Annotated in this window: 17 protein-coding genes; 16 read left to right on the forward strand and 1 reads right to left on the reverse strand. The window is 54.4% G+C overall.

What is annotated here, in order from left to right; translation table 11 throughout:
• The first annotated feature begins 18 nt into the window (after positions 1-18).
• The 10 genes from CULFRC11_RS02195 (at position 19) to CULFRC11_RS02240 (ending at position 10482) form a co-directional block, all read left to right on the forward strand.
• On the forward strand, positions 19-3855 hold the full coding sequence (locus CULFRC11_RS02195; RefSeq protein WP_038620350.1) for a type VII secretion protein EccC: 3837 nt from the start codon (positions 19-21) through the stop codon (positions 3853-3855).
• Positions 3848-4885 (forward strand): type VII secretion-associated protein, encoded by a 1038-nt coding sequence (locus CULFRC11_RS02200; RefSeq protein ID WP_023635134.1) that lies wholly within the window; start codon positions 3848-3850, stop codon positions 4883-4885. Before CULFRC11_RS02195 ends, CULFRC11_RS02200 begins: the two co-directional genes overlap by 8 nt.
• Positions 4886-5047: 162 nt before the next feature.
• Entirely contained in the window at positions 5048-5365 is a 318-nt protein-coding gene (locus CULFRC11_RS02205; protein ID WP_038620354.1) for a WXG100 family type VII secretion target, read from the forward strand.
• Between the two features lie 45 nt (positions 5366-5410).
• Positions 5411-5692 carry a WXG100 family type VII secretion target gene (locus tag CULFRC11_RS02210; RefSeq protein WP_023635179.1) on the forward strand — a complete coding sequence of 94 codons (282 nt, stop codon included), beginning with the start codon at positions 5411-5413 and terminating at the stop codon, positions 5690-5692.
• 344 nt (positions 5693-6036) lie between these two features.
• A complete protein-coding gene (gene rplM, locus CULFRC11_RS02215; protein ID WP_013910839.1) occupies positions 6037-6480 on the forward strand; it encodes a 50S ribosomal protein L13 in 444 nt (147 codons plus the stop codon).
• Positions 6477-7010 (forward strand): 30S ribosomal protein S9, encoded by a 534-nt coding sequence (gene rpsI, locus CULFRC11_RS02220; protein WP_013910840.1) that lies wholly within the window; start codon positions 6477-6479, stop codon positions 7008-7010. The genes rplM and rpsI overlap by 4 nt, the downstream gene beginning before the upstream one ends.
• A 278-nt stretch (positions 7011-7288) precedes the next feature.
• Positions 7289-8632: a phosphoglucosamine mutase gene (glmM, locus tag CULFRC11_RS02225; protein ID WP_023635180.1), complete on the forward strand. Its 1344-nt coding sequence runs from the start codon at positions 7289-7291 to the stop codon at positions 8630-8632.
• Positions 8633-8703: 71 nt separating this feature from the next.
• Complete coding sequence (locus CULFRC11_RS02230; protein ID WP_023635181.1) at positions 8704-9003, forward strand: hypothetical protein; 300 nt, start codon at positions 8704-8706, stop codon at positions 9001-9003.
• A gap of 34 nt (positions 9004-9037) precedes the next feature.
• Positions 9038-10183: a hypothetical protein gene (locus CULFRC11_RS02235; protein WP_031270035.1), complete on the forward strand. Its 1146-nt coding sequence runs from the start codon at positions 9038-9040 to the stop codon at positions 10181-10183.
• On the forward strand, positions 10177-10482 hold the full coding sequence (locus CULFRC11_RS02240; protein ID WP_023635183.1) for a hypothetical protein: 306 nt from the start codon (positions 10177-10179) through the stop codon (positions 10480-10482). The genes CULFRC11_RS02235 and CULFRC11_RS02240 overlap by 7 nt, the downstream gene beginning before the upstream one ends.
• Before the next feature lie 48 nt (positions 10483-10530).
• Here the strand turns inward: CULFRC11_RS02240 and CULFRC11_RS02245 are convergent, their stop codons facing one another.
• The gene (locus CULFRC11_RS02245; RefSeq protein ID WP_023635184.1) at positions 10531-11373 is read right to left on the reverse strand and encodes a dienelactone hydrolase family protein; all 843 of its coding nucleotides are present in this window, start codon (positions 11371-11373) and stop codon (positions 10531-10533) included.
• A gap of 155 nt (positions 11374-11528) precedes the next feature.
• Between CULFRC11_RS02245 and alr the strand changes: the two genes are divergently transcribed.
• From alr to rimI, 6 genes are all read left to right on the forward strand, one after another.
• Complete coding sequence (alr, locus tag CULFRC11_RS02250; protein WP_023635185.1) at positions 11529-12641, forward strand: alanine racemase; 1113 nt, start codon at positions 11529-11531, stop codon at positions 12639-12641.
• Positions 12642-12799: 158 nt separating this feature from the next.
• Complete coding sequence (gene tsaE, locus CULFRC11_RS02255) at positions 12800-13294, forward strand: tRNA (adenosine(37)-N6)-threonylcarbamoyltransferase complex ATPase subunit type 1 TsaE (RefSeq protein WP_023635186.1); 495 nt, start codon at positions 12800-12802, stop codon at positions 13292-13294.
• 540 nt (positions 13295-13834) lie between these two features.
• Positions 13835-15442 (forward strand): aspartate:alanine exchanger family transporter, encoded by a 1608-nt coding sequence (locus CULFRC11_RS02260; protein ID WP_014525356.1) that lies wholly within the window; start codon positions 13835-13837, stop codon positions 15440-15442.
• A gap of 187 nt (positions 15443-15629) precedes the next feature.
• Entirely contained in the window at positions 15630-16106 is a 477-nt protein-coding gene (locus tag CULFRC11_RS02265; protein ID WP_023635187.1) for a hypothetical protein, read from the forward strand.
• Between the two features lie 116 nt (positions 16107-16222).
• Entirely contained in the window at positions 16223-16897 is a 675-nt protein-coding gene (tsaB, locus tag CULFRC11_RS02270; protein WP_038620358.1) for a tRNA (adenosine(37)-N6)-threonylcarbamoyltransferase complex dimerization subunit type 1 TsaB, read from the forward strand.
• Complete coding sequence (gene rimI / locus CULFRC11_RS02275; protein WP_023635188.1) at positions 16898-17389, forward strand: ribosomal protein S18-alanine N-acetyltransferase; 492 nt, start codon at positions 16898-16900, stop codon at positions 17387-17389.
• Position 17390 lies beyond the last annotated feature (1 nt).

Genomic DNA, 17390 nt, shown 5'->3' on the forward strand with positions numbered 1-17390 from the left:
TGCACACAAGGGGGGAAAATGGTGCGTGCCGCCGTATCGACTATCCAGGAAAACGATGGCGAACACATTGCTGAACAGCAGATCTTGGTAAGGGAAGAACCCTCTTATGTGCCTACGTCACCGCAGGAAAATACACCCAGTAAGCAGATCGATCACGGGATAATTCCACAGCTCAGTGCAGATGAACGGCTGCCCGCGCCACCGCTTCCAGTAGGAACTCTACAACCGGAGCCTGTTCCGGAAGCCGTGCGTGCGCAATCTGTGCCGCTGCTCAAGATGCTCATGCCGCTAGCTATGGTGGGCGCGGTCATCGCGATGGTCGGGCTATTGGTGATTTCAGGTGGAACATTAAACCCAATGATGCTCACTCTGCCGCTCATGATGGGGATGTCCTTGCTTATGATGTTTTCTCCCGCGCCGGGAGAAGACACAGCGGAGATGCGCAGAACATATCTACGACACTTGGTGGCTTTGCGCGAAAAAGCAACGGACAATGCTGATGCACAGCGAACACATGAGTTATACCGGCATCCTTCGTCGCATGAGTTGTGGTCGATGGCAGGAACTGAGCGGATGTGGGAGCGGTTGGGGGATGCCTCCGATGCTTTAGAAGTGCGCATTGGCACTGGAAGCACCGCGTTATGCACTCCATTTGAGGTGCCGGATTCGGGTGCAGCAGAAGATTTGGATCCGGTCTGTGCGGTGTCGCTACGTTCGACGGTTCAGGCTTTGAGCTCTGTCCACGATATGCCACTGACCATGCAGTTACAGGCGTTTCGAGTTATCAATATTCTAGGAGATGACGCGCGTGGTTTAGTCCGTGCTATCGTCGCGCAGCTGTGCTTTCACCATGGTCCGGAAGCCGTGGGTATAGATTTCATCGTAGGAAATACCGTAGCGAGGGACGTCCCAGGTTCTGATGATGATTGGTCTTTTGTTAAATGGTTTCCGCATTGTCGAACACCACAAAGCGCACAGCATCGGGTCGCCATTGTGGATTGCAGGGACAAACAGAGCCAGGAAATAGGGGCATCTGATGCGAGCCGGTGGGACGTGATTATTGCTATTGACGCACACCTAGACTCAGATCTAGGCCTGCGGGCTGAAGAAGAAGGGATTGTGCTGCAGGCAGGCTCGGACCTTGGCGTAATCACAGAAAAGGGCGTCGAGGACATTGGTTTTCCTGAAACCTTGAGCAGCAGTGGAGCGTTGCTCCTTGCAAGACTCCTGACCAGGTATAAACGAGCGGAATCCGAGAGTGCGGCCTCCTCTGATCTGCGTGCGCTCTTAGGGCTTCGCGGTATCGCCGGGCAGCTTGACGTGGGATCTTTGTGGAGACGTCGGAAAACCGGAGGGTTAAAGAACAAGCGGCTGAGTATTCCTTTTGGGCTCAACTCATCGGGGAAGCCTGTGGTGCTTGATATTAAGGAATCGGCGCACGGCGGAATGGGGCCGCATGGTCTGTGCCTGGGATCTACAGGTAGCGGAAAATCGGAGCTCTTGAGGACGTTGGTCGTGGGCCTTGCTGCAACTCATAGCCCGGAAGATCTCAATTTTGTGCTTGTAGATTTCAAAGGTGGCGCCACCTTTTTAGGACTAGACCGATTACCCCATACCTCTGCAGTAATTACTAACTTGGCTCAAGAAGCTGTGCTTGTGGAACGCATGCATGATGCGATCTCGGGGGAGATGAATCGACGTCAAGCGACGTTGCGCCAGGCCGGAAACTTTAGCAACGTCAGTGAATACACTGCGGCGAGACAGCACCGACCAGAGCTAGCTCCCATGCCGGCGCTGCTCATCATCGTTGATGAATTCTCGGAGTTATTGGGACAACACCCCGACTTTGCCGATCTTTTTGTGGCAGTGGGACGTTTAGGACGCTCTTTGCATATACACCTTCTGCTCGCGAGTCAACGACTCGATGAAGGAAGACTGCGCGGACTGGATTCACATCTGAGTTACCGGATTGGTTTAAAGACGTTTTCTGCTGCAGAATCCCGCCAAATACTGGGAGTGCCTGATGCCTACGAACTGCCCAATCAACCAGGTGTCGGGTTTCTTTCTACTGGTGCAGGCTCACTGCAACGTTTCAGGGCGTCCTATGTGTCAGGCCCCATGCAGAACCTTAACGTCGAACACAATAAAGGCCGTTCAGTGAGGCTGTGGACTGGATGGGAAGACTCTGGACAACAATCAGGACAAGCAGAACAGAAATCTGATGCTCGAGGGACCACGCTTGTCGACGCCATCGTCTCTGCCAGCGTGGAAGCTGCAGCGCAAGAACAACTGCACGCACATCGTATATGGCTCCCACCGCTCCCAAAGTCCATGAGTCTCAACTCCTTGGACCTCAACCAGGCCTTTTTGGTTGCATCGGTCGGTATTATCGATCGTCCATATTTGCAGCGTCAGGACCCGTTGATCATGAATTTCCTTGGGCAAAGCGGACATGCCGCACTCTGCGGTGGGCCGCAGACCGGGAAAAGTAGCGCGTTGTGCACGATCATGACGTCTTTGGCCATCTCGCATTCGACGCGCACCCTTCGGTTTTATGTATTGGACCTCGCTGGAACAGGCCTTGCCTCGACGTCAGCATTGCCGCATGTAGCTGGGATTGCACACCGCACTGAGGCAGAAAAGGTGCGAAGGATCATAGACGAGGTCGTATCCTTCATCGATTCTCCTGAAGAACGCCACACTTTTCTTGTTGTCGATGGTTGGCACGTGGTGGGTCAGGCCTTCGACGACCTGCTTGAACCTCTTGCTCGTATCGCTTCTGACGGGCTAGCCGCGCATGTTCATCTGGTGATCTCAACTCCGCGATGGACTGCGCTGCGTCCCGAGATCCGGGACCTGATACCGCAGAGGATTGAGTTCAAGCTGGCAGAGCCTTTGGATTCGCTTATCGATAGAAAAGCACAAGGCAAACTTCCGCTTGCTGCTGGTCGGGGCCTGAATATAGATAAGGAGCACGTCCTCTTTGCTCTATCCACCCCGGCAGACCTAGAACAAGCCGTATCAGCCTGCACAGATAGGGGAGATAGTGCTGTGCCCCAACTCAAGATGCTTCCCTCTTGGATAGGAGTCTCGGAGCTGACGGTGGGCGTCGAAAAGCAAGGAATTCCTTTTGGTTTAGGCGGCAAAAAGCTCACTCCACTGACGTGGAGTCCCCAGCAATCGAGCCATTTGCTGTGCGTAGGAAGCCAAGGCTGTGGGAAAAGTACATTAATGCGCACGATCGTCAAAGGAATTGAAGCTATAGGGGAGGACCACGCTCGTATCGTGATGATCGATCATCGCCGGGCCCACCTGGGGGCGGTGCAGGAGGACATGCTCGCGGCGTATTCTGCGACATCCCAGACCACAGAAAGCATGATCAGCGATACGGTTGTGACTCTTCGTTCACGTTTGCCTAGTTCGGATGTGACTGCGGAGCAACTAAAAAACCGTTCCTGGTGGTGCGGTCCGGAAATATTTTTGCTTATCGACGATCTCGATATCCTTCCCGACAGTTGCCTGTACCCACTGCTTGAGCTTCTACCGCACTCAAAAGACATTGGTTTGCACGTGGTGGCATGCAGGAAAATTGGAGGTATGCAGCGTGCCTTGTACCAGCCGTTTCTCGCGGAAATTAGGGATCAACAGCCCACGGTTATCATTCTCGACGGCGACAGGGACGATGGACCTTTATGGGGGATACGTCCTAGTCAGCAACCTCCGGGCCGCGGAATTTTGGTGGAACGCGGGAGTAACAAGGGGGTTCTCCAAGTGGCTGTTGCAGATACTCGCTTAACTGCTCAGGAAGCTGAGTGCACAGTGGCGGGTGATTCTGAGGGAGAAGACCATGAATAAGCCATATGATCTGGTGATTACTGTCTTGGATACGGCAACGGTCTTTGAAGGGACAGAAGACGCGTTCCGTTATGACCTCACGAGTGCCGGGATTAAAGAGGGATGGGCACTTGACAAAATCGTCGAACAAGCTGAGCAGTTGTTGCCTCAGTGGCCTGCAGTAACAATCCACATTATTGCGGAAACAACAGTAAAAGAGATTCTCACCGAGCAGCTGTTGGAACATGGGGTATCGGTGGAAGCAGTATCGACTAGGGAGGTTTCCTCTACAAAGCGAGAACCCACAAAAAACGATTGCGTTGAGTATACGTGGGAACCTCAACCGGATAACGAAGCACGCGATGCACGGAGAAAAACTGTCCGGGCGAAAACCTCTCCTTTTAGACGTGTCGCACTAGCGGAGAAACTGCACCCTTTTCATGGTCTGCTCGTAGTACTCGTTATAGCTGTGGCCGGAGTTTCGTGGTGGGCGATGGGAAAAGGGCTTACATCTCCCTCTACGGGAGTAACACCGGTGCAAAGCGTGGGGGACCAAGAGCAGAGGGGTGCACAGGGCACCCACTCTGAGACGAGACCAGTACCAACGCCAAGTGTCGCTGCATCTTCCAACAAGGATGTGGTTTTGCACCACGCTCGCATCCAAGTGCTTTTACCTAGCAGTTACCATTTGGCGGAAAAAGAAGGAACGAGTGGAATGGTTATAGCGACCGGCGATGACCCAGAACTTCGGATCCTCTTGTCTATAGACCCCGTGGGGTCAGCCGACGTGGAAGCTGTTTATGCGGAGCTAGATGCCATGATCACCCACGATCCCACGCTGAACCATGGACAAACTCTGGGAATAACTAAGCCAACCCGCTTGGTGTCCTATGAAGAACGTCCCGGGGACGGATCCTATGCGCATTGGTGGTCTTGGGTAGACAACGGACACGTGTATTCCGTTGGGTGTCACAGTAAGCGGATGTCCACTATTCCTCAGCGTGCAGTATGCCGTAAGGCGGTAGAAAGCGTGTCCGTGCGTAGCTCTTGACGCTGGACTGAAGGGGGAGTGGGAGCTGAGACTCAGAAGAAAAAGAGAAAAGCGGGAACCAAAAAGGTGCAATGCTACGTCTAAAGATCAAGGCTGTCATAGCAGCTGATAGGAACCCCGCGTAGGGGAAGAAAATACACACAATTTTATGGGGGAGGGATTATGTCCGGTCAGTTTAGAACGGAAGCTGACGTGATGATGGCTACTGCCGGTCGCGTCGATAACACTAATGCCGAGGTGCAATCGGAGCTTGCTCGACTGCGCGGAATCGTCGATGGGATCCGGGGTTCTTGGGCGGGTGCTGCTCAGGTAAGTTTTGACAGCTTAATGCAGAGGTGGGACGCGTCGGCAGGCAAGCTGCGTATGGCGCTGCAATCTATTTCAGACAACATTCGTAGCAATGCGGCGTCGTTCGATCAAACAGAGACCGATAACAAAGCAGCTTTTGCTTCCGTGGGGGCGCAGGGGCTTGCTCTATAAAACGCTTAGTTATCTGCTGAAACTTGAAACAAGGAAACGATATACATGATTAAGTATGGATTTGCTGCCATTGAAGGCGCAGCGGGGGACATCCAATCTACGTCGGGTCGAATTAGCTCGTTACTTGAAGATCTCAAGACCGGTATTCGCCCGATGGTAAGCACATGGGAAGGAGATTCCGCTTTGGCATATCAAGAGGCCCAATCCCAATGGGATCAGGCAGCGTATGAGCTCAATACAATTTTGTCTACGATTTCCCAGACAGTTCGAGCTGGAAACGAGAGAATGAGCGAAGTAAATAGAGCTGCAGCTGCTTCGTGGGGATAGCCCGCGATTGAGCGTCGATGGCGGAACTCGTAGCTGGTCACAAAGAAAACCAAGGCAGGCTGTGATGAGTACGGGGTGGAAGAATGGGCACTTCTTCCGTCATCGTTGAACCGGGGGCATACGACACTTAGACACTTATACGACCGTCGTGTGCCCCTTTTTTCTGTGTTCTCAATAAAGTTGTCTAACGTTCACAGATCGCGTAATGTTAGGCGCCTGTGTGTTCAGAGCTCCGTTGACGCGGTGCAGCAGTCCACGATCGGGTCACCACCGGCCGCCGTTCGTGATTTCCTCTTGAATAACACCTGGCTGGCAGTTCTAGACAGACTTAAAAGGAGTCATCAGTGTCTACTTACCACCCGAAGAGCGGTGACATCACCCGCAAGTGGTACGTCATCGACGCCACTGACGTGGTCTTGGGTCGTCTTGCTACACACGCAGCTGATTTGTTGCGTGGCAAGGGCAAGCCTCAGTTCGCACCGAACGTTGACTGCGGCGATCACGTTATCGTTATCAACGCTGACAAAGTTCACATTTCCTCCAACAAGCGCGAGCGCGAGATGCGCTACCGTCACTCCGGTTACCCGGGTGGTCTGAAGACCATGACGCTGGGACGCTCCCTTGAGGTTCACCCAGAGCGCGTGATCGAGGAATCCATCCGTGGCATGATGCCGCACAACCGTCTTTCCCGTGCTTCTGCAAAGAAGCTTCACGTGTTTGCAGGTTCTGAGCACCCATACGCTGCTCAGAAGCCCGAGACCTACGAGATCAAGCAGGTGGCCCAGTGAGTGATCAGAACGTAACCGAGAACTTCGAGGCAGACGCAGCGGATATCGCCGCAGCAGTTGCAGCTTCTGAAGAGTTCACCAACACCATTGGTGACGTCGTTGCACCTGAGGCTGAGGTCGAGACCGCAGCTCCAGTTCTGCACGAAGGCCCGATTCAGACTGTTGGTCGTCGTAAGCGCGCCATCGTCCGTGTCCGCATGGTTGAGGGCTCCGGCCAGTTCACCTGCAACGGCCGCACCTTGGAGGAGTACTTCCCGAACAAGCTGCACCAGCAGCTGATCAAGGCTCCTCTCGTTCTCATTGATCGCGATGGTCAGTTTGATATCCAGGCTACCCTCACCGGTGGCGGCCCGACCGGCCAGGCGGGCGCATTCCGTTTGGCTATCGCTCGTGCACTCAACGTCTACAACCCGGCAGATCGCGCAGCCCTGAAGAAGGCTGGCTTCCTGACCCGTGACGCACGTGCCGTCGAGCGTAAGAAGGCTGGTCTGCACAAGGCACGTCGTGCCCCGCAGTACTCCAAGCGTTAATCTTTTTTCGCTGGTTCAAGCCGCTTCGCCGTTTGGTGGGGCGGCTTTCGCCGTTTCCGGTTGGCTGGGTGATTTCTTGAGTCCGTGTCTTACCCTAAGAGCCATAGCCGTTGGCGTAGAACCCATGGCCGGAGACTTCATAAGTACAGCACGAGGCAACGGGGCACAGATGGCAATAGAGCGCGACGGACAGCGGTCAGCAGGTGCTAGATAAATGCTGTGTAGTGCTCAGGGAGCCAACTATAAGAACATAATGCTAGGCGTGCATAATAGAACGCATGACTCGACTCTTTGGAACTGATGGTGTCCGCGGCCTTGCCAATAAAAAGCTTACGGCTTCTCTAGCGTTGAAATTGGGGGCTGCAGCTGCCGAGGTATTGACCAAAGACAATCGCAGCACCAGCCGACGTCCAGTCGCCGTGGTTGGACGCGATCCTCGTGTGTCTGGCGAGATGCTGGCGGCAGCGTTGTCCGCCGGAATGGCAAGCCGGGGAGTGGATGTGCTGAGGGTAGGCGTCTTGCCGACCCCAGCAGTTGCGTACCTGACAGATTTTTATGGTGCAGACATGGGCGTTGTCATCTCTGCCAGCCATAATCCGATGCCGGATAATGGCATAAAGTTCTTTTCCAAAGGCGGACATAAGCTTCCGGACTCGGTGGAAGACGAGATCGAGACGGTCATGGAGACCATCTCAGATGGTGGCCCCACGGGGCACGGCATTGGTCGCGTAATAGAAGAGGCCGTAGACGCGCAGGAAAGCTATCTGAAGCATCTAAAAGGTGCGATCCCGCAATCGCTTGAGGGCATCACCGTGGTAGTGGACTGTGCTAATGGCGCAGCAAGCGAGGTAGCGCCGCTGGCTTACGCCGCGGCAGGTGCCAAGGTCATTGCTATCCACAACCATCCCAATGCCTACAACATTAACGATAACTGCGGTTCTACCCATATAGATCAGGTCACAGCAGCGGTGCGGGAACATGGTGCGGATCTGGGGCTTGCTCACGATGGTGACGCTGACCGGTGCCTAGCTGTTGATGCAGAAGGCAATGTTGTGGATGGCGATCAGATCATGGCGATTCTTGCACTTGCGATGAAAGAGAATGGCGAGCTGCGCAAATCCACACTCGTGGCTACCGTGATGAGCAACCTGGGACTGCGCCTGGCGATGAAAGATGCCGGCATTACTCTCATGACTACTCAAGTCGGCGACCGCTATGTGCTTGAAGAGCTCAATGCTGGCGGCTATAGCCTGGGTGGCGAACAATCGGGCCATATCGTGTTGCCAGATCATGGCACGACCGGAGATGGCACATTGACCGGCTTATCACTCATGGCTCGCATGGCAGAGACAGGGCTATCACTAAAAGTGCTTGCCGAGGCAATGACAGTTTTGCCACAGGTGCTCATTAACGTGCCGGTTTCTGACAAAGCCATAATCCGGGACCATCCAGAAGTTGCGGCGGCGCTAGAGCGTGCTACCGATGAGCTCGGCGAGACCGGGCGCGTATTGTTGCGTCCCTCAGGCACGGAAGAGCTTTTCCGCGTCATGGTGGAAGCCGCAGAGGAAGAGACGGCGCGTCGAATAGCTGGTGAATTAGCGGCATTGGTATCAAAAATTTAATAGTTGGAACCGCAGAACCCCTTTCATACGTCTAAGCCTTATAAGCACGATGACGTTTGGAGGGGGATTTTGTGTTTGATGTGCTCATTGAGCCGACTATCGCAGTGGGGATCATTAAAAGGTTTATTAGGGAACTTGATCGCCAAGAGCACAAGCATGGAAAGCCGCCAGAGCTTGACCCGGAGGCGTTAGGAAAGGCGTTTGCTCACCACGGAGAAAAGATTTCTGAGGCGTTGCGGCTGATTCATCGTAGTAACGGAATGCGGCTGCAGCGGCTTCATGGGGGAGCTACCAGAGCATTGACTGATGTGCAGAAGCTTATCGACGCCGACCTCACGCATTCTGCAAGCCTCAAGGCCAGCGGGGCATAGCAATGGGATTCTTATGCATATCAGGGGAGGGCTGATGGCTAAACCCGATCTTAGGCAGTATGAACGAGCAATTAACTTGCTGCGGATGGTTTCAGAGGGAACCTATTCTGGGCCAGCGTTGAGTAGCTCAGAGATAGAAAAAGCGGCGTCGAGCACAGAGGGACTTAATACTAAGGTGCTGCGCGAAGCAGCTGCTGAGTCCGTGGGGAAAACTAACTTTTCTGCCAAGAACAAATTATGGTCTGTGCTGTTCAACGTGGTGAAGCAATGTGCTATGACGCTCATTGCTAGCGGACTTATGGATCTTGCCTCGACGTGGCTGGAAGGGCTGATCGGGGCTAAGAACCTCGCCAAGGAAGCTAATCATGCTGGGGACGCTATCGACGACGTCGACGCGCATGCGAATAAGACCATAGTTACCGTGTTGTCCCAGTTGACCGTGACCATCGAAAAACTGGCTGGGCAGATAGCCACAATAGATAAAAAGGAAGACCCACATGGTTTTCTTCACTGCGTTCAAGCCGGAGCCGACTGCATAGACTCTGCCGCCAAGGTGATAGCCATAACCTGCACAGACCGGGACAAAGCTATTGAGTCGTGCTATTCCCAGCTGGGGGCGTCGTTAAGCAAAGAATGCGGAAGGCAAGACACACGGGAGGCCTCCGTTGTAGCTAAAGGGCAGGCGATAACGGTGATAGCGCAGGCGGAGTGTGCCCTGGCAGGGGCTACAGCGGCTGCAGAAGAGTGCACACAGGAGTCAACAACGCCGCAGTCTTTTGTGCAACAGAAAAACGTGGAAAAGGAACAAGTGTTGGAGGCCCCCGCACCGCATCCTGATCATGGGGAAAAACATGAGGGGATGTGTGGCGTTTTAGGAGCACTTGGGGTGGGAGCTGCGCTTATAGGACTGAGTCTGCTGGTTGAGGCAGCCTGCGGGTGGTTGGGCAGCATTTCTGACTGTGAGGAGACGGATGAAACGGTAGCTCCAGCTAAGCCCGAAGAGCCGATACCAGAACCTGCGCCACAACCGCGGTCGGAGGAGCCGAAAGTGTCGAAGGTGCCTCCGCCCGTTGCGGAAGAACCAAAGGGTGTGGATAAACAGAAATTTATAGCCAAGCAACAAGAATGCGTGCCGCAGGGAAATAAGGGAGTCGAGATCAAGAAAGCCGGGGCATGGTGAACGCTGAAGAGGAATTTCAACGACGCGTTGAGAATGCGGAAAGGCAACGACAGGTTACCGTCAATAATTATGCGGAGTTTGCCAAGGAATTTCGCGCAACCGTGGCAAAGCGAATGGAAGAATTTGAACGCGAATTGAAAAAGTCGCAGGAGGTTGCGGAGAAAGTCAGACAGCGTGGAGAGGCCCGCGCGGCGGAAAAATTCCGGAGTGATCAGAGGGACACCGTAAGTTCGCCACGGGAGCAGATGTCTTACCGAAGAAGGCGCGGTCGCGTGAAAAGCGTATTGCGCAGAATATGAAAAGAAGCCTCTCGGGTGAGAGGCTTCTTGCAAGTAAAGAGTGTGGCTTTAGATTGCTTCTGGGTCGGCGGTGACAAGAGCGCGCTTTTCTAATGCGTCGCCCCAATAAGACGTGATCTTCTTGGATTCTGCCTCAGGTTCGGAGAACGCCGAGTACTTGTTCTCATGAGTGAGGCGGTGGAGCAAGAAACCGGTGACAAGACCACGGATTTTTTCACGTGAAGCGGCCTTAGAACGCCCTTGTCCGGTGACGAGCTTGAACAGGGTGTCTTCGGTGATCGTGTTATGGGAGGCGCCGTCGATTTCGCGATAAGCGACGTCGCCCTTCCAATGCGCCGCGAGTTTAGCAGCGTTACCGTAATCGAAGAGTGCATTGTCTTCCGTCCCCACGACTAGCCCGGGTGCCTCGACGCCACGAGACGCCACCTCAGCCGAGGGGGTGGTTTGCGAGGGATAGAGGGCCGCCACCGCAGCCAGCTGTGGCCGGTTGGTTGCCGCCAAAACAGCCGCACCTGCTCCCATTCCATGACCGACAATTCCGAGGCGGCCAGGGGCTACCGTGATGTTGCCACTACCGAGCTTCACTCCGGTGAGGATTTGCAAACTAGTTTCTATGTCTGCGGCAAAACCACGGTGGTTTGGCGAGAAACCTTTTTCCGTGTTCGGCGCTGCTACGACAAAACCCCAGCTGGCAAGATGCCTCAGCGTTGCGTGGTAAACGGATATATCCTTCATCCAATCGTGGGCAAACACAACGGCAGGAAGCCCGTTGCCCTCAGCGGGAGTGTAAATTTTCCCCGGTAAACCTGCATAATCGAGGTCGCCAACGAGAACGCGATGCCGGCCGCGCTTGGATAGGGTTGCTAGATGCTTTGAGAATTTATCAGCCACATTGTCCAAGGATAGTGGAAATTAGTACGTGTTATGGGTGAGAAGTATCGCCAGTGGATTGTGATGAGGCATTTTTGGGGGAGCTTGCTGAGAAAATCCCTGAAAAGTAGTGCTCGTTATTCGTGGGGAAAATAACAGTGGCACAATGATTCACCATGAACTTGCTCGAGGCCCGTATCGATCTGGATGCCATCGCACACAACACGCGTCTGATTAAAGACAAAGCTGCGGCACAAGGTGCACAGCTGATGTGCGTGGTAAAAGCTGATGGGTATAACCATGGCGCAGTGGAGGTAGCCACTGTCATGGAAGAAAATGGTGCGGATCAGTTTGGCGTGGCGACCATCAGGGAGGCCCTTGCATTAAGGGAAGGTGGGATAGAATCGTCGATTCTTTCCTGGATTTGGTCGCCGGAGCAAGACCTTGGGGCGGCGATTGCTGCAGGAATCGATCTGGCTGCCATCTCGCTTGCGCATGTTAAGGCCTTGGTGCGGGCGTCGGAAAGCTATGGCGAGAACCTCGTGCGCGTCACAGTAAAAGTGGATACTGGTTTGCACCGCTCTGGCGTGGATAAACAGGATTGGGAAGAAGCCTTCTGCGCTTTGCGGGATGCGGAGAATATCCAGGTCACAGGCGTGTTTAGTCATTTTTCCAGCGCGGATGAATCGGATTCCCCTGAGACGGAACAACAAGTGGAGGCTTTTCTCGCAGCGATTGAGCTTGGGCGCTCGCTAGGGTTGGAGCTGCCCGTTAATCACATTGCCAATTCGCCGGCGACGCTGAATCGACCAGACTTGTATTTTGATATGGTTCGCCCCGGTCTGGCTCTTTACGGACACGAGCCAATTCCTGGTGAAAACCATGGCTTACGTGAGGCAATGTCCTGGGTTGGGCGAGTAACGGTAGTAAAACCGATCGCCAAGGGGGAGGGGACAAGCTATAACCTCACGTGGCGTGCGGAACAAGGCGGGTATCTCTGCGTCGTTCCGGTCGGCTATGCCGATGGTTTGCCGCGTTCGGCGCAAGGGCACCTGGAGGTCACGATTGGTGGTCGGCGGTACCCGCAAGTGGGTCGCGTGTGCATGGATCAGATCGTGGTGAGCCTAGGAGGGAATCCCCACGGCGTGGCCCAAGGCGATGAGGCAGTTATCCTCGGCCCCACGGGAATGACAGCAACGGAACTCGCCACGGCTATAGGAACAATTAATTATGAACTTGTTTGTCGACCCTGCGGTCGTACTGTGCGAGTATTTGAGCACAGGGACTAACCCATTAGCGCGGCGCTTAACGCGGCGGAAACAGTGCAATAAAATTGTGATGATAGCGCAGCAGAATCCCCCAAAAAATCACCCTAAAACTGGGATTGTGGGCAATATAGGATGAAAAACACGTCGGCTTTCCTAGTGTCAGAGGAGACACATTAAGTATGAGAGATTCCTTCCCTTCCAGCGGCGAGCGTCGCCTTGAGCTACCTGCCGACACTCAGGCCCTAGCGGAGCAACTGGGCTCGGCTTTGGAAGCAGGAGACGTGCTTATCTTGGATGGTCCCCTCGGCGCCGGTAAGACCACCTTCACCCAAGGCCTGGCCAAAGGATTGCAGGTCAAAGGACGTATTACCTCACCTACTTTTGTTATCGCGCGCGAGCATAAGTCGCTTGTGGGTGGCCCGGCGCTTATCCATGTCGATGCGTACAGGCTTATCGACGAAACCGCCGGGGCGTCCGACCCCATCGGCGCATTGGACTCGCTGGATTTGGAAACAGAACTCGAAGATGCAGTGGTGGTGGCAGAGTGGGGAGGCGAGCTTGTGGAACAGATTTCTGATTCCTACCTGCGGATATCCATCGACCGCACCACTGCGCATCGGGAAAATCCTGAGTCGGAGGCGCGTATCATCCGATGGGAAAAAGTAGTTTCCTAATCGACTCAACCGTTGGCAAATCTACGTATCCCCAGCTCACGGCGTTGTTTCTCTAGATTTATGGACTTTCATAGCATTCTCGGTACCGACTCGGCGGGGCGCCTGGTCGGTTGTCCGGTCTTCGGCGTGGTCAGAGCAGCTGGCTGCAGCTGACAAAATGATGTGACGGAATTGTGTTTTTAGATAACCCATATAAGAATGTTGTCTGTTCACGAGCAGAAACCATGCACATGGAAGGAATCCGTGGTCTGACAAGGCATGACGGATCCACGTGAATCCCCGCACACAAGAACACTGACGTTTCAGGTCAACCTTTTTACGATTGACCTCTCAGGTAACGGCTCTCGCTTTGAGCGACCCCTGAATTTTTGGCTTCCCCATGATCCCTTAAATTCTTGTGCTGCCTGAAAACTATGTCAGTTGTTGTGAGCGCTGGGGATTCGCGTCCGTGGGGAAGCGGTGGGCGTCGTTACGCGTCGATTGCATCCGGCTTCTGTGTGAACACGTCCTTGTACTTTCAGATTGGAGTCTCGAAGCGCCGTGCTCGATTATCTTGCGACGCAACCCCTTATCACTCTGGTCCTCATCCTCGCGTTGGGACTAGCTCTGGGGAAGATCCGCCTATTCGGCATTTCTCTCGGCGCTGCGGCCGTTCTCTTCGTCGCACTCGCCCTTTCTACTATCCATCCAGCTTTGCAACTGCCCCCGCTGATTTTCCAGTTAGGGCTTGCGATGTTTGTGTATGCCATCGGTTTGAATGCCGGTGCCGCTTTCTTTGCTGAGTTCCGACACCGCGGTTGGAAGCTCACGCTGTACGTGATCGGTCTCTTGATGGTGCTTATGGGTATCTCTTATGCACTTATCACGACGTTCGATCTTGGTTCGCGCGCTGCGGGCGCAGGTATGTTCGCGGGAGCTATTTCTTCTACTCCCGGCATGGCCGCAATGGTGGCGATTCTGGAAGGAATCGACGATTCTCTCGTAGCAGAACCCGTGGTGGGGTATTCGCTGGCCTATCCCGGTGCCGTGATTGGTTCCATCTTGGTTGCTGCGATTGGTGCGCGTGTGTTGAAAGTTAACCACGCTAAAGACGCAGAAGAAGAGGGCCTGGTGATGGATCCTCTGGAGTGGACTGGTGTGCGCATCGGCCCGAGGATCACGGGAACTATCGCTCAGCTTCCGTCGATAGCTGGTGAAGAGATCATCGCTACCCGTGTGGTGCATTCCGATAGCTTCCACTCGCTCGCAGCCCCCAGCGACCGGCTTTTTGAAGGCATGGTGCTGGTGATTAACGGCACGACTGAGGCGCTAGAGCGGGCGATCGCCAAGCTAGGCGCGCCAGTGGACGTAAAGATTGAAGACACCGACCTTGAGTATTTGCGGGTGACGGTTTCCAGCAAGCACGTCGTAGGGCGGAAAATCTCTGATCTGGACACTGTGCGCTCTGGGTTTATTATCGCGCGGTTGCGCCGCGGCGACGCTGAAGTTGTTCCAGAAGCCGACGATGTTTTGCACTATTCCGATCGCGTACGCGTGATTGCGCCGAAGAATCGGATGAATGAGGTGCGTCGTTTCCTCGGCGATTCGGAGCGCCAGCTTGCCGACGTCGATCTGCTTCCCTTCGCCATCGGCTTGTCTCTAGGCCTACTCGTCGGCGCCATTCCGATTCCGCTGCCCGGCGGAAACACCTTGTCTTTGGGCTTTGGTGGCGGTCCTATTGTGGTCGGTTTGATCCTGGGCGCTGTACATCGCACAGGTCCTATTCACTGGCCGTTGCCGTATCACGCAAACCGCACAATCAGTACTTTTGGTTTGGCGATCTTCCTCGCTGGCGTGGGAACGTCGGCAGGCGTTGGCTTCCGCCATGCTCTGACGGACCCCTCTTCGCTGAAACTTATCGCGGCAGGTTTTGTGGTCACGTTGGCTTCTGCGCTGATTACCGCAGCGGTGTGCATGCCGTTGCTCAAGCTGAAGTGGGATGAGGCCATGGGGGTGGCTGCTGGTGTAACCACGAACCCGGCGATTATTTCTTATTTGAACGGGCAGACCGGCACCGAGTTGGCCACGCGCGGTTATGCCACGGTGTACCCCACAGCCATGATCGGAAAGATCGTGGCTAGCCAGATGCTTTTGCTTCTGCTGCTCTAAGGCACAGGCTTATCGACGCCGCCCCGCATCCTCGCACTAACGCGGGGGATGCGGGGCGCTGCGTGCACTCAGAGAAAATTCAGTCGGTGCAGCACTCTACGCTCTCGACGTAGTACGGTTTTAGCTCAAGAGGCTTCCATAACGGTTGACCCACCCCTATTGTGTAATCCAGGAGCATTACGAGCCCATGAACAAACTTGCCCGTGGCCTACTTGCCGCTATTATTGTTGCCTTTCTCGTTGTTATTATCGCGATGATCGCCATGGCGCATGGCCGGAGCGGAACTACCAACAAAGAAGGAGCTTTGGAAAGCACCTTGCGTAAAATTAGTAGTTCCGGTGTCCATGCTACTGCGCTGTCTTTGAGCGATCTTTATGGTCCGGAGTGGGTAGCCGGCGCGATGATCTGCCCTGGTGCTACTGAGCAGAGCATCGCCCAGAACTACGGAATCGATACCACTGACTTGCACCTCAACGGCGGCAAAGTCCCCGAGGACGTGAACTACCTTGTAATGGCGAGCGGCGATGGAGACATCCGCTTTGAACAGCTCAACCGTAATGAGGTTGATGTATGTTCCGTTGGCCCACAGGGTGGTTTTGAGACTTCTTCCCTGATCCCATTTATTAAGCAAGATGGTGTGTGGAAGATTGGAACCAGCCACTAAAACGCCCTCATTCACCGGGACTGGCAGCTCAGGACGGTCCTGATGTTCGGTTTATTCCGAGAAAGAATTGGGTCCTTATAACAAGCACGCTTAAGAAGCGACTACTCTTCTTAAGCGTGCTTGTTCTTGCTTTGGATACCGCCACCCCTGATCTCATAGTCGGACTCGTCCGAGTTCCTGCTGATGCAGCTACCGGGGCTATTGTCGCGCAACGGATTTTTACAGACAGTCGGCAGCATAATGAGCTGCTGACTCCTACTGTTGTGGAGATTTTAGAAGAATCAGGACAACAGTTTGCCGACATTGACCGCATCGTGGTTGGTTGTGGGCCAGGGCCTTTCACTGGGCTTCGGGTGGGGATGGTTACCGCGGCAGCCTTTGGCGATGCCCTCGGTATTCCAGTACACGGGGTCTGCACCCATGATGCGATTGCGGCGCAGTTAGATGGCCAGGTTCTCGTGGCCACGGATGCACGCCGCAAAGAGATCTATTGGTCGCTCTACTCCGATGGCGTTCGGACGATGGGGCCGAGCATTGTTTCTCCGACAGAATTGTCGATTCCTTCCAGAATCTCCACAGTCTCGATTCCCGAAAAGATAGGTCAGCTTCTTCCAGAAGCTGTGGCGAATGTGCCACAGGTAAATGTGCGTCCCTTGCCGGAATACCTCGTCGCTGTAGCCAATTTTTCGGAGACACCTGAGCCTTTGGAACCACTGTATTTGCGGCGTCCTGACGCGAAAGAACCAGCGCCAAAACCGAGGTCTTCGGCGATCCCGGAAGTAGAGCTGTAGATGTTTCTCCGAGAACTAACTGCCGCCGACGCCCCACGATGTGCGGAATTAGAGACGCTGCTTTTTGCGGAGGAAAACCCATGGTCGGTAGAGGATCTGCGAGGAGCAATGAACCATCCGCACACGCTGTATATTGCGGTTGTGGATTCTCTTGATGGAGGCCAGATTCTGGGATATGCGGGCTTGGCGATGTTGGGACCAGCTCATGACCCAGAGTTTGAGATCCATACCATCGGGGTCGATCCTGAGTTTCAGCGTCGCGGAGTGGCTCGTCTGATGATGGACAACATGATGTTTGTGGCAGATCGCGCTGCAGGGCCAGTGTTCCTAGAAGTGAGGACAACCAACGAGCCCGCTATACGCTTGTATGAGTCGTATGGTTTTGAGCGCCAAGGGGTCCGGAAAAACTACTATCAGCCCTCAGGCGCGGATGCCTATGTGATGGTGCGGCTGCCATCGGCTGTGGAAAGCAATGAAGAGAGTGAAAAATAAC

The organism is Corynebacterium ulcerans (assembly GCF_000767685.1).
GTDB classification, from domain to species: Bacteria; Actinomycetota; Actinomycetes; order Mycobacteriales; family Mycobacteriaceae; genus Corynebacterium; species Corynebacterium ulcerans.

What these genes read in the sequence shown, in the direction of transcription:
- CULFRC11_RS02195 (WP_038620350.1), top strand. Translation starts at nt 19, where the DNA reads ATGGTGCGTGCCGCCGTATCGACTATCCAGGAAAACGATGGCGAACAC.
- CULFRC11_RS02200 (WP_023635134.1), top strand. Translation starts at nt 3,848, where the DNA reads ATGAATAAGCCATATGATCTGGTGATTACTGTCTTGGATACGGCAACG.
- CULFRC11_RS02205 (WP_038620354.1), top strand. Translation starts at nt 5,048, where the DNA reads ATGTCCGGTCAGTTTAGAACGGAAGCTGACGTGATGATGGCTACTGCC.
- CULFRC11_RS02210 (WP_023635179.1), top strand. Translation starts at nt 5,411, where the DNA reads ATGATTAAGTATGGATTTGCTGCCATTGAAGGCGCAGCGGGGGACATC.
- glmM (WP_023635180.1), top strand. Translation starts at nt 7,289, where the DNA reads ATGACTCGACTCTTTGGAACTGATGGTGTCCGCGGCCTTGCCAATAAA.
- CULFRC11_RS02235 (WP_031270035.1), top strand. Translation starts at nt 9,038, where the DNA reads ATGGCTAAACCCGATCTTAGGCAGTATGAACGAGCAATTAACTTGCTG.
- CULFRC11_RS02240 (WP_023635183.1), top strand. Translation starts at nt 10,177, where the DNA reads ATGGTGAACGCTGAAGAGGAATTTCAACGACGCGTTGAGAATGCGGAA.
- alr (WP_023635185.1), top strand. Translation starts at nt 11,529, where the DNA reads ATGAACTTGCTCGAGGCCCGTATCGATCTGGATGCCATCGCACACAAC.
- tsaE (WP_023635186.1), top strand. Translation starts at nt 12,800, where the DNA reads ATGAGAGATTCCTTCCCTTCCAGCGGCGAGCGTCGCCTTGAGCTACCT.
- CULFRC11_RS02265 (WP_023635187.1), top strand. Translation starts at nt 15,630, where the DNA reads ATGAACAAACTTGCCCGTGGCCTACTTGCCGCTATTATTGTTGCCTTT.
- rimI (WP_023635188.1), top strand. Translation starts at nt 16,898, where the DNA reads ATGTTTCTCCGAGAACTAACTGCCGCCGACGCCCCACGATGTGCGGAA.